Annotated in this window: 11 protein-coding genes; 9 read left to right on the top strand and 2 right to left on the bottom strand. The window is 68.3% G+C overall.

Going from position 1 to position 11,353, the window contains the following annotated elements; genetic code table 11:
- Positions 1–51 precede the first annotated feature (51 nt).
- Positions 52–846, bottom strand: a complete 795-nt coding sequence (locus AC3WTD_RS18240) for an enoyl-CoA hydratase-related protein (RefSeq protein ID WP_492614631.1) — start codon at positions 844–846, stop codon at positions 52–54.
- A gap of 117 nt (positions 847–963) precedes the next feature.
- Here AC3WTD_RS18240 and AC3WTD_RS18235 point away from each other — a divergent pair, with 117 nt between their 5' ends.
- The 3 genes from AC3WTD_RS18235 to AC3WTD_RS18225 are packed head-to-tail and all read left to right on the top strand — an operon-like array spanning position 964 to position 3,340.
- On the top strand, positions 964–1,209 hold the full coding sequence (locus AC3WTD_RS18235; RefSeq protein ID WP_492614630.1) for a FeoA family protein: 246 nt from the start codon (positions 964–966) through the stop codon (positions 1,207–1,209).
- Positions 1,206–3,041 (top strand): ferrous iron transporter B, encoded by a 1,836-nt coding sequence (gene feoB / locus AC3WTD_RS18230; RefSeq protein WP_492614629.1) that lies wholly within the window; start codon positions 1,206–1,208, stop codon positions 3,039–3,041. Before AC3WTD_RS18235 ends, feoB begins: the two co-directional genes overlap by 4 nt.
- Positions 3,038–3,340, top strand: a complete 303-nt coding sequence (locus tag AC3WTD_RS18225) for a DUF6587 family protein (RefSeq protein ID WP_492614628.1) — start codon at positions 3,038–3,040, stop codon at positions 3,338–3,340. Before feoB ends, AC3WTD_RS18225 begins: the two co-directional genes overlap by 4 nt.
- Positions 3,341–3,751: 411 nt before the next feature.
- On the opposite strand, the gene rpsT is transcribed toward AC3WTD_RS18225, so the two are convergent.
- A complete protein-coding gene (gene rpsT, locus AC3WTD_RS18220; protein ID WP_027493007.1) occupies positions 3,752–4,015 on the bottom strand; it encodes a 30S ribosomal protein S20 in 264 nt (87 codons plus the stop codon).
- Positions 4,016–4,235: 220 nt separating this feature from the next.
- On the opposite strand from rpsT, the gene murJ reads away from it, so the two are divergent.
- From murJ to lspA, 6 genes are all read left to right on the top strand, one after another.
- Positions 4,236–5,846, top strand: a complete 1,611-nt coding sequence (gene murJ, locus AC3WTD_RS18215) for a murein biosynthesis integral membrane protein MurJ (protein ID WP_492614627.1) — start codon at positions 4,236–4,238, stop codon at positions 5,844–5,846.
- A 30-nt stretch (positions 5,847–5,876) separates the two neighbouring features.
- Positions 5,877–6,830 carry a bifunctional riboflavin kinase/FAD synthetase gene (locus AC3WTD_RS18210; protein ID WP_492614626.1) on the top strand — a complete coding sequence of 318 codons (954 nt, stop codon included), beginning with the start codon at positions 5,877–5,879 and terminating at the stop codon, positions 6,828–6,830.
- Positions 6,831–6,910: 80 nt separating this feature from the next.
- Entirely contained in the window at positions 6,911–7,141 is a 231-nt protein-coding gene (locus AC3WTD_RS18205) for an AbrB/MazE/SpoVT family DNA-binding domain-containing protein (protein ID WP_492614625.1), read from the top strand.
- On the top strand, positions 7,131–7,541 hold the full coding sequence (locus tag AC3WTD_RS18200; RefSeq protein WP_492614624.1) for a PIN domain-containing protein: 411 nt from the start codon (positions 7,131–7,133) through the stop codon (positions 7,539–7,541). Before AC3WTD_RS18205 ends, AC3WTD_RS18200 begins: the two co-directional genes overlap by 11 nt.
- Before the next feature lie 93 nt (positions 7,542–7,634).
- Positions 7,635–10,625 (top strand): isoleucine--tRNA ligase, encoded by a 2,991-nt coding sequence (locus tag AC3WTD_RS18195; protein ID WP_492614623.1) that lies wholly within the window; start codon positions 7,635–7,637, stop codon positions 10,623–10,625.
- Positions 10,626–10,768: 143 nt separating this feature from the next.
- The gene (gene lspA / locus AC3WTD_RS18190; RefSeq protein WP_027493001.1) at positions 10,769–11,269 is read left to right on the top strand and encodes a signal peptidase II; all 501 of its coding nucleotides are present in this window, start codon (positions 10,769–10,771) and stop codon (positions 11,267–11,269) included.
- Positions 11,270–11,353: the final 84 nt, after the last annotated feature.

Raw genomic sequence — 11,353 nt, 5'->3', positions numbered from 1 at the left:
GCGCGATGCCTTTCGTCACGTGACGAAGAGCATCGCGCACAGGGTGCGCTCCTACCGTTGCGCGACCCACGACGGCGCGCGCTTGTCGAGGAAGGCGGTCAGGCCTTGCTGGCCTTCCGGCGAGACGCGCAGGCGGGCGATCAGTGCGGCGTTTTCGGTGTCGATGCGCTCGGCTTGCGCCGGATCGGCGCCGCCGATGCGCAGCGCCAGCTGCTTGGCCTCGCGCTGGGCCAGCGGGCCGGCCTTGGCGAGGAAATGCAGCTGGCGCTCGATCGCCGCGTCGAGTTCGCTGCCCGACACCACGGCATGCAGCAGGCCGATGCGCTGCGCCTCGACGGCCTCGAACACCTCGCCGCTGACGAACAGCCGGCGCGCCTGGCGCAGGCCGATCGCGGCGACCACGTAGGGCGAGATCACCGCCGGCACCAGGCCCAGCTTCACCTCGGACAGCGCGAACTTGGCGCTGTCCACGCCGATCGCGATGTCGCAGCAGGCGACCAGGCCCACGCCGCCGCCGTAGGCCGCGCCGTTGACGCGGGCGAGGGTGGGCTTGGACAGGAACTGCAGCGTGCGCATCAGCCGCGCCAGGCGCAGCGAATCCTCGCGGTTTTCCTGCTCGCTGGCGGCGGCCATGCCGCGCATCCAGTTCAGGTCGGCGCCGGCGGAAAACGTGCTGCCGCTGCCGGTGAGCACGACGCAGCGCACCGCCGGATCGGCGTCGGCGGCCGCCAGCGCCTCGGTCAGTGCGGCGATCAGGCCGTCGTCGAAGGCGTTGTGCACCTGCGGACGGTTCAGGGTGAGCCAGGCGGTGGCGCCACGGCGTACGCTGAGGATGGAATCAGTCATCGGTCGTCCCTGTGGCAAATGACGTGATGATAAACGCAGCGGGGTGCGGCAATTGGCGTGGTGCAACGGAGCTGGCGTGGGCTACAATGCGAACCGTTCTTATTTGAGAGACGGCCCGTGCGTCTGTCCGAATTGCCCAAGGGTGCCCCCGCCGTGGTCGACCGCGTGGACGACGCGCATGCGTCCGACCTGATCGCGCAGCGGCTGCGCGACCTCGGCTTCGTCGGCGGCGAGCCGGTACGGGTGGTCGCGGTGGGACCGATGGGCGGCGACCCGCTGCTGATCCAGATCGGCTTCACCCGCTTCGCCCTGCGTCGCGCCGAGGCAGCCCGGGTCAGCGTGCGCAGCGAGGTGGCGGCATGAGCGCCTCGACCCTGCGCATCGCCCTGGTCGGCAACCCGAACTGCGGCAAGACCGCGCTGTTCAACCTGCTCACCGGCGGCCGCCAGAAGGTGGCGAACTACGCCGGCGTCACGGTGGAGCGCAAGGAGGGCCGCTTCACCGCGCCGTCCGGTCGCGTGCTGCAGATTCTCGACCTGCCCGGCGCCTACAGCTTCGACGCCAGCAGCCCGGACGAGCAGATCACCCGCGACGTCTGCGCCGGCAACTACCCGGGCGAGGCGCCGCCGGACCTGATCGTCTGCGTGGCCGACGCCACCAACCTGCGCCTGCACCTGCGCTTCGTGCTGGAAGTGAAGCGGCTGGGGCGGCCGGTGGTGCTGGCGCTGAACATGATGGACACCGCACGCTCGCGCGGCATCGTCATCGACGTGCCGGAGCTGTCGCGCCGGCTGGGCCTGCCGGTGGTGGAGACGGTGGCGGTGAAGCGTGGTGGCGCGCGGGCGCTGATCGAGCGGGTCGACGGCGAGGTGCCGCCGGCAGCGCCGGTGCAGTCGGACGACGCGGCTGACCGCGCCGACCTGCACGCGCAGGTGCGCGAACTGCTGGCGGCGACGGTGCGCATGCCGCGGGTCACCGCCGAGCTCGACGACGCATTGGACCGCTGGACCCTGCACCCGGTGTTCGGCCTGGCGATCCTGGCGCTGGTGATGTTCCTGGTGTTCCAGGCGGTCTACGCGGCGGGCAAGCCGATGAGCGACCTGATCGGCGGCGGTTTTGGCTGGCTGGGCGGGCACGTCGCCGCGCTGATGCCGGACGGGCCGCTGCGGAGCCTGGTGGTCGACGGCCTGTTCGGCGGCGTCGGCACAGTGCTGGGCTTCCTGCCGGTGATCCTGGTGCTGTTCTTCTTCATCCTCACGCTGGAGGAGTCCGGCTACCTGCCGCGCGCGGCGTTCCTGCTCGACCGCCTGATGCTGTCGGTGGGGCTGACCGGGCGCTCATTCATCCCGCTGTTGTCCAGCTTCGCCTGCGCCATCCCCGGCATCATGGGCACGCGCAGCATCACCGACCCGCGCGACCGCCTCGCTACCATCCTGATCGCGCCGCTGATGACCTGCTCGGCGCGGCTGCCGGTGTATGCGCTGCTGATCGGCGCGTTCATCCCAGCGCGCAAGGTGTTCGGCCTGTTCAACCTGCAGGGCGTGGTGCTGTTCGCGCTGTACCTGGCCGGCATCCTCGGCGCGATGCTGGTGGGCTGGGTGATGAAGCATCTGCGCCGCGACAAGAGCGAGCACGCGCTGCTGATGGAGCTGCCTTCGTACCGCCTGCCGAAGGTGCGCGACGTGGCGATCGGCCTGTACGAGCGCGGCATGATCTTCCTGAAGCGGCTGACCGGGGTGATCCTGGGCCTGACCGTGCTGATGTGGTTCCTCTCCACCTTCCCGGGCGCGCCGGAGGGCGCGACGCTGCCGGCGATCGACTACAGCTTCGCTGGCTACATCGGTCGCGGCCTGCAGTACGTGTTCGCGCCGATCGGCTTCAACTGGCAGATCAGCCTGGCGCTGATCCCGGCGTTTGCCGCGCGCGAGACCGCGGTGGCGGCGCTGGCCACCGTCTACCTGGTCGGCGGCGAGGCGGAAGGGCTGGGGCAGGCGCTGGTCGGGCAGATCCCGCTGGCCAGTGCACTGTCGCTGCTGGTGTGGTTCGCGTATGCGCCGCAGTGCATGTCCACGCTGGCGATCATCAAGCGCGAGACCGATTCCTGGCGCAACGTGGCGATCTCGTTCGGCTACATGTTCGTGATGGCCTACACCGCCTCGTTCATCGTCTACCAGGTGACGAGGGCGCTGACATGAGCACCGGGCTGCTGATGCAGTACGTGGTGATCGCCCTGGCGGTGCTGGCCAGCGTGTGGATCGTGTTGCGCAAGCTGGCCCGGAAAATGACCAACCGCTGGCTGGCTGCGGCGTCCATCCAGTTCAGCCGGTCCGGCCGCGGCGCGTTGGCGCGCGCGATCGGCCGGCGCCTGCAACCGGCCGAGGCCACCGGTGATTGCAGCGACGGCTGCAGCACCTGCGGCGCCTGCGGCCCCAAGCCACCGGCGGCGGCACGAGCCGGCGAACCGATGCCGCTGGAGTTTCGCCCGCGGCGGTGATGCCGTGTGGGCGGGTACGCATCCACCCGTTCTTGCCAGTGAACTGTAGGGCGGTGCCCGCCCTATGAAGCTGGCTCCTCCCTCTGCAAGCAGCGGGAGGTCGGCGACCGAAGGGAGTCCTTCAGGTGAGGGGGTACTTTCGACTTGCGGCGAAGAGCGACCCCACTCCAACCCTCCCCTGCAGGCAGGGGAGGGAGCACAGCGGTTGCGCCTCGGCCCCTCCCCCCTGCAGGCAGGGGGGGGAGGTTGGCGACCGAAGGGAGTCCTTCAGGTGAGGGGGTAGCTTTTGACCTTGAGGCGAAGAGCGACCCCACCCCAACCCTCCCCTGCAGGCAGGGGAGGGGCAAAAGCGGAGCATGAAAAAAGCCGGCTTGCGCCGGCTTTTTCGTGCAACACGGGTCGCGCTCCGGCTTACGCCAGTTCGCGGATCTTCGCGTTCAGACGGCTCTTGTGGCGGGCGGCCTTGTTCTTGTGGATCAGGCCGCGGGCGGCGTAGCGGTCCATCACCGGCTGGGCGGCGCTGAACGCGGCGACGGCGCCGGCCTTGTCCTTGGCGTCGATGGCCTTGACGACCTTCTTCAGGGCGGTGCGGACCATGGAGCGTGCGCTGATGTTGCGCAGGCGGCGCTGTTCGGACTGGCGCGCGCGCTTCTTCGCGGACTTGATGTTGGCCAAGGTAGAACTCCGGATGCAGGGTTGGTTGGGTGGAAAAAGACGCCAATTATGCGGTCGATTCGCCGATGCGTCAATCACTTGGGCGGCGGCGCCCAGGGGCGGACCGTGCCGCGGCGACGACCGTGCCGGCATTTTGCCATAGGCGGGCCGTGATCCCGCCGCCGCGGGCTGTCAAACTGTGCGCCCCGTGCGACCGACGCCGAAGGTAGAACCGCTGCCCATGAAGTCCCCCAGCATGCTCCGCGGGCTGCTCTCGTTCAGCAGCATGACGATGGTCTCGCGGGTGCTCGGCCTGGTGCGAGACATGTCGATCAACGCCGCGTTCGGCGCCAATGGCGCCACCGACGCGTTCTGGGTGGCATTCCGCATTCCCAACTTCATGCGCCGGCTGTTTGCCGAGGGTTCGTTCTCCACCGCCTTCGTGCCGGTATTCACGGAAGTGAAGGAAACCGGCACCCATGCGCAACTGAAGGAGTTGATGGCGCGGGTATCGGGCACGCTGGGCGGGGTGCTGCTGCTGATCACCGCGCTGGGGATCATCTTTGCGCCGCAGGTGACTGTGCTGTTTTCGCCCGGCGCGGTCGACGAGCCGGTGAAGTTCGGCCTCACCGTCGAGCTGCTGCGGCTGACCTTCCCGTTCCTGCTGTTCGTGTCGTTGACTGCGCTGTGTGGCGGCGCGCTGAACAGCTTCCACCGTTTTGCGCTGCCGGCGCTGACCCCGGTGATCCTCAATCTGTGCATGATCGCCGGCGCGCTGTGGCTGTCGAAGCGGCTGCAGACGCCGATTCTGGCGATGGGCTGGGCGATCCTGGCGGCCGGTATCCTGCAGTTGCTGTTCCAGTTGCCGGCGCTGCGCGGGCTGGACCTGCTGACCCTGCCGCGCTGGGGCTGGAGCCATCCGCAGGTGCGCAAGATCATGCGGCTGATGGTGCCGACCCTGTTCGGCTCGTCGGTGGCGCAGATCAACCTGCTGTTCGACACGGTGATCGCCTCGCTGCTGGTGGTCGGCTCGCAGAGCTGGCTGTCGCAGGCAGACCGTTTCCTGGAGCTGCCGCTGGGCGTGTTCGGCGTGGCGCTGGGCACGGTGATCCTGCCCTCGCTGTCGCGCCATCACGTCACCACCGACACCGCCGGCTTCTCGCACGCGCTGGACTGGGGCCTGCGGGTCACCCTGCTGATCGCGGTGCCGGCGATGTTCGCACTGATGCTGCTCGCCGGACCGCTGGTGGCCACGCTGTTTCAGCACGGGCACTGGAGCGCGCACGACACTCACATGGCGACGCTGTCGATCACCGCGCTGAGCTTCGGCCTGCCGGCGTTCGCGCTGGTGAAGGTGCTGCTGCCGGCGTTCTACGCGCGCCAGGACACGCGCACGCCAGTGCGCGCGGCGGTGGCCTCGCTGCTGGCCAACATGCTGCTGAACGTGGTGTTCCTGGCGCTGCTGTTCGAGCTGTGGGCGCCGGCGGAGCTGAAACGCTTGCCGTGGATGGACGGCCTGGCCCGGTTGCCGGGCCTGCACATGGCGTTGGGCATGGCCAGCGCGGTGGCGGCCTACGTGAACCTGTGGCTGCTGTGGCATTGGCTGAAGCAGGCCGGTGTGTACCAGCGCCAGCCGGGCTGGCCGCGACATCTGCTGCGGCTGGCGGCGGCCTGCGCGGCGATGGTGGCGTTGCTGCTGGCAGGCCTGTGGTGGTGGCCGAACTGGACCCATGGCGTGCCGGTGCTGACCCGGCTGTGGCACCTGGCCGCGCTGGTGCTGGCCGGCGGGGCCGGTTATGTGGCCGTGCTGTTCGCCGGCGGCTTCCGTCTGCGCGACCTGCGGGCTGCGTGAACCCACCCGGCCGACCGTTATACTCACGCGATGATGAGACTTTCCCGGGATGTCGCAGGCCCTTGCCTGGCGCCGCGCGGCAGCGTGATCGCGGTCGGCGCGTTCGACGGGCTGCATCGCGGCCACCAGGCATTGCTGAGCCAGGTGCGCGAACGCGCACAGGCGCTCGGCTGCAGCCCGGTGGTGGTGAGCTTCGAACCGCTGCCGCGGGCGTTCTTCTCGCCGGCGCCGGTGCCGCGGTTGTCCAGCGTGCGCGAGAAGCTGCGCGGCTTTGCCGCCGCCTGCATGGAGCACACCCTGCTGCTGCGCTTCAACCGGGCGCTGACCCTGATGCCGGCCGAGGACTTCGTGCGACGGGTGCTGGTCGAGCGGCTGGCCGCGCGCGAGGTCTGGGTGGGTGGCGATTTTCGTTTCGGCAACGGGCGCGGTGGCGACGTGGCGCTGCTGGAGCGCATGGGGGCGCAGCTCGGCTTCCGCGCCTGCGCCATGCCGACGATCCAGCTCGACGGCGCGCGCGTATCGGCCAGCCGCGTGCGTGCCTTGCTCGCCGCTGGCGAGTTTACCGGGGTCGAACCGCTGCTGGGCCGGCCGTTCGTGATCGACGGCAGGGTGGAATACGGCAACCAGCTCGGTCGCACACTCGGCTACCCCACCGCCAACATCCATCTGCAGCAGCGGGTCAGCCCGGTGCAGGGCATCTTCGCGGTGCGCGTGGGGCTGGGCGAGGGCGAATGCAGCTGGCCCGGCGTGGCCAGCCTCGGCGTGCGCCCCACCGTGAACGAGGTCGTCGAGCCGCTGCTGGAAGTGCACCTGTTCGACTTCGAGGGCGACCTGTATGGCCAGCGTATGGCGGTGCAGTTCGTCGCCAAGCTGCGCGACGAGCAGAAGTTCGACGGATTGGAACCGCTCAAGGCGCAGATGGCGCTGGATGCGCGCCGGGCGCGCGAGCTGCTGGGCATGAACCCGCGGCTGGCCGAGGCGTGAGACCTGTTTCCCGCGTTGACTTCAGGCAGGTCAGCTTCTAGGATATACATATATTTTGTATATCCACGTGGAGGTACGCCATGCAGGTTTCGAAGTGGGGCAACAGTCTGGCGATTCGCCTGCCCGCCGCGGTGGTCGATGCGCTGCAGCTGCGCGATGGCGACGACATCGAGGTGCGCGTTGCCGGTGCGCGCGTGTTCGAGGTGAAAAAGGAACCCGGCCGGCAGGAACTGCTGCAGCGGTTGCGCAAGTTCCGCGGACGGCTTCCCGCAGGTTTCGTGTTCGATCGTGATGGCGCGCATGGGCGCTAAGGCGTTCATCGACAGCAATATCGTGCTGTACCTGTTGTCGGCGGACACCGGCAAGGCCGATCGCGCCGAGGCCGTGATCGCGGCTGGTGGCGTGGTCAGCGTGCAGGTGTTGAACGAAGTGACCAGCGTCGCCCGGCGCAAACTGGGCATGAGCTGGAGCGAGACCGCCGAAGTGCTCGCCGGGTTGCGCGCCGTCTGCCCGGTGGAGTCATTGACCGCCGATACCCATGACACCGGGCGGCGGCTGGCGGAGCGGTACGGCTTGTCGGTGTACGACGCGATGATTGCCTCGTCGGCGCTGCTGGCCGGCTGTAACCGGCTTTATTCCGAGGACATGCAGCACGGATTGCTGATCGATCGGCAATTGCGCGTATGCAATCCGTTCATTGGACCGTCCTGATCGGCTATTTTGCAGGGCCTTTCCGCCAATTCGCATCGCACGGCCTGTCCGGCCGGCGCTGCCGCCCCGTACCGTCCGAAGATTTCCACGCCCATGACCCACGATTACAAGAGCACGATCAACCTGCCGCAGACGGATTTCCCGATGCGTGGCGATTTGCCGAAGCGCGAGCCCGGCTGGCTGGCGGAGTGGGAGCGGGTCGGTCGCTATGCGCAGATCCAGCGCAAGACCGCGCACCGCGACAGCGTGTTCGTGCTGCACGACGGCCCGCCGTACGCGAACGGATCGATCCACATCGGCCATGCGGTCAACAAGATCCTCAAGGACATGGTGGTCAAGTCCAAGCTGCTGGCCGGCCAGCGCGCGCCCTACGTGCCGGGCTGGGACTGCCACGGCTTGCCGATCGAGATCGCGGTGGAGAAGAAGTACGGCAAGCCGGGCGAGAAGCTCGACGCCGCCCAGTTCCGCCAGAAGTGCCGCGAGTACGCCCAGCAGCAGATCGACGACCAGCGCGCCGGCTTCAGGCGGCTCGGCGTGCTCGGCGACTGGGAGCATCCGTACCGCACGATGGATTTCAAGTACGAGGCCGACATGCTGCGTGCACTGGCGCGCATCGTTTCCAACGGTCACGTGGTGCGCGGCGCCAAGCCGGTGTACTGGTGCTTCGACTGCGCCTCGGCGCTGGCCGAGGCGGAAATCGAATACGGCGACAAGGTCTCACCCGCAGTCGATGTGGCGTATGACGCGGTCGAGCCGAAAGCGCTGGCGGCGAAGTTCGGCGTGGATGCCGGCGACGCCATCGTTGCCATCCCGATCTGGACCACCACGCCGTGGACCTTGCCGGAAAGCCAGGCGGTGTCGCTCGGCGGTGGCCTCGAATATGCGTTGATCGAGGGTCCGCTGCGTGACGGCAGGCGGGTGCTGCTCGTCGTCGCCAGCGCGCTGGTCGACAAGGTGCGCGCCCGCTATTCCCTTCTCCCTTCGGGAGAAGGTGCCCGCAGGGCGGATGAGGGTACGGCCGGAGCGCAGCCTCCCCGCGCGCTCGAACCCTCACCCCCAACCCCTCTCACCCGCGAGGGGACTCCCTTGGGGTCGCCGAAGGGAGAGGGGAGCCAGGTGCTGGGCCATGCCGAAGGCAAGGCGCTGGAAGGCCTCAAGCTGCGCCATCCGTTCTACCCGCGCGAAGTGCCGGTGATCCTCGGCGAGCACGTCAGCGCCGAGGACGGTACCGGTGCGGTGCATACCTCACCCGACCACGGCGTCGAGGATTTCGTGGTGGCGCGCGAGTACGGCATCGGCCTGCTCAACTACATCGGCTCGCGCGGCAGCTACCGCGTCGACACGCCGGCGGCCGACGGTCTCGAACTGGCCGGCATGCATATCTGGAAGGCGAACGACGCCATCGTCGAGCTGCTGCGCCAACGCGGCGTGCTGCTGGCGTTCGCGAAGATCGAACACAGCTACCCGAACTGCTGGCGGCACAAGACGCCGGTGATCTACCGCACCACGCCGCAGTGGTTCATCTCGATGGAGCAGGCGCAATTGCGCGAGACGGCGCTCACCTCGATCAAGAACGTGCGCTGGGTGCCGGGCTGGGGCGAGGAGCGCATCGCCGGCATGGTCGCCGGGCGCCCGGACTGGTGCATCAGCCGCCAGCGCACCTGGGGCGTGCCGATCGCGCTGTTCGTGCACAAGGCCACGCAGGAGCCGCACCCGGATTCCGTCGCGCTGCTGGAGCAAGTCGCGAAGAAAGTGGAGCAGGGCGGCATCGACGCGTGGTTCGCGCTGGACGCGGCCGAACTGCTCGGCGACCAGGCGAGCGACTACGAGAAAGTCACCGACGTGCTGGACGTCTGGTTCGATTCCGGCGTCACCCATTTCGCGGTGATCGGCCAGCGCCCGGAACTGCAGCAGGGCAGGGCGTCGCACTACAAGGTGATGTACCTGGAAGGCTCCGACCAGCACCGCGGCTGGTTCCAGTCGTCACTGCTGACCTCGGCGGCGATCCATGGCCGCGCGCCGTACAACGAGGTACTCACCCACGGCTTCGCGGTGGACGCGAACGGCCGCAAGATGTCCAAGTCGCTGGGCAACGTGGTGGCGCCGCAGAAGGTGATGGACACGCTGGGCGCCGACGTGCTGCGCCTGTGGGTGGCCTCGGCCGACTACCGCAACGAGATGACCGTTTCCGATGAGATCCTCAAGCGCGTCTCCGATGCGTACCGCCGCATCCGCAACACCGCGCGTTTCCTGCTCGGCAACCTCGACGGCTTCGATCCGACGAAACACCTGCTGCCGGTGGAAGGCAGCGTGCTGCTCGACCAATGGGCGGTGCAGCAGGCGTACGACGTGCAGCAGGCGGTGACCGCCGCGTACGAGCGCTACGACTATCCCGAGGTGGTGTCGCGCATCCAGAACTTCTGCACCAACGAACTGGGCGCGCTGTACCTGGACATCACCAAGGACCGGCTCTACACCATGCCGACCGACAGCCGCGGCCGGCGCAGCGCGCAGAGCGCGATGTATCGCATTGCCGAGGCGATGGTGCGCTGGCTGGCGCCGATCCTCAGCTTCACCGCCGAGGAAATCTGGCAGGCGATGCCGGGCGAGCGTGGTGACAGCGTGCTGTTCGAAACCTGGTACGACGGACTCGCCGCCACCCAGGCTTCGCCGGAGCAGCGGCGCTGGTGGGCCGACCTGCTGGCGATCCGCGAGACTGCTGCACGCGTGCTCGAGGGCATGCGCAAGGCCGAGCGGATCGGCGCGGCGCTGGAGGCGAAGCTGGTGGTTCATGCCGATGTCGCCACGCAGGCTCGCTACGCCGAGGTTGCCGACGAGCTGCGCTTTTTCTTCATCACCTCCGAGTTCACCTTGGCGCCCGTGACGCCGCGTGCGGACGATGCGGCGAGGGTGGAGCTGGATGGTGTCGAAGCCTGGGTTTCCGCCGAGGTCAGCGGTGCGGCCAAGTGTGTGCGCTGCTGGCATCGCCGCGACGACGTGGGCAGCCACGCTGAACACCCCGAGCTGTGCGGCCGCTGCGTCGGCAACGTGGAAGGGCCGGGCGAGAATCGTCGCTGGTTCTGATTTGCTGTTCTCCCTCCCCTGCGCAGCAGGGGAGGGTCGGGGAGGGGTGGCTCTTGATCTGATCACTCAGAATCAAAAGCGACCCCCTCCCAACCTCCCCCTGCGTTGCAGGGGGAGGAGGCATTCCGATCGAGCCTTCGCACATGACCTCGAAACCCAATGCACTCTCCTGGCTGTGGCTGTCCGCCGCGGTCATCGCGCTCGACCAGCTCAGCAAGTGGTGGGCGTTGTCGACGCTGCAGCCGGCCGGCATGCCGCATCCGGTAATCCCCGGCCTCCTCAACTGGACGTTGGCGTTCAACACCGGCGCCGCCTTCAGTTTTCTCGCCGGTGGTGCGGGCTGGCAGCGCTGGTTCTTCGTGCTGCTGGCGCTGGCCATCGGCGCGGTGCTGGTGGCGTGGCTGGCGCGCACGCCGCGGCGCGACTGGCGCACCGCGCTGCCGCTGGCGCTGATCGTGGGTGGCGCGGTCGGCAACCTGATCGACCGCCTGCACGCGGCCCAGGTCACCGACTTCATCCACGTGTATTTCCGCCAGTGGAGCTACCCGGTGTTCAACCTCGCCGATTGCGGTATCACGGTGGGCGCGGTGATGCTGATCGCGTTCGGCCTGTTCGCCGGCAAGCCAGCGGACGGCGTGCGATAATCACCGATCTTGATGTAGGAGCCCGCTGGCGGGCGATGCTTTTGGAGCCGGGATTCGGGATTCGCAAAAGCATCGCCCGCCAGC

The organism is Rhodanobacter sp. FW106-PBR-R2A-1-15 (genome assembly GCF_058789735.1).
The sequence above is the reverse complement of the archived record's forward strand: the minus strand, read 5'-3'. Positions and strand labels throughout refer to the sequence as shown.

Coding starts and splice junctions, on each gene's coding strand:
- AC3WTD_RS18240 (WP_492614631.1), bottom strand. CDS start 846: ATGACTGATTCCATCCTCAGCGTACGCCGTGGCGCCACCGCCTGGCTC.
- feoB (WP_492614629.1), top strand. CDS start 1,206: ATGAGCGCCTCGACCCTGCGCATCGCCCTGGTCGGCAACCCGAACTGC.
- AC3WTD_RS18225 (WP_492614628.1), top strand. CDS start 3,038: ATGAGCACCGGGCTGCTGATGCAGTACGTGGTGATCGCCCTGGCGGTG.
- murJ (WP_492614627.1), top strand. CDS start 4,236: ATGAAGTCCCCCAGCATGCTCCGCGGGCTGCTCTCGTTCAGCAGCATG.
- AC3WTD_RS18210 (WP_492614626.1), top strand. CDS start 5,877: ATGATGAGACTTTCCCGGGATGTCGCAGGCCCTTGCCTGGCGCCGCGC.
- AC3WTD_RS18205 (WP_492614625.1), top strand. CDS start 6,911: ATGCAGGTTTCGAAGTGGGGCAACAGTCTGGCGATTCGCCTGCCCGCC.
- AC3WTD_RS18200 (WP_492614624.1), top strand. CDS start 7,131: ATGGGCGCTAAGGCGTTCATCGACAGCAATATCGTGCTGTACCTGTTG.
- AC3WTD_RS18195 (WP_492614623.1), top strand. CDS start 7,635: ATGACCCACGATTACAAGAGCACGATCAACCTGCCGCAGACGGATTTC.
- lspA (WP_027493001.1), top strand. CDS start 10,769: ATGACCTCGAAACCCAATGCACTCTCCTGGCTGTGGCTGTCCGCCGCG.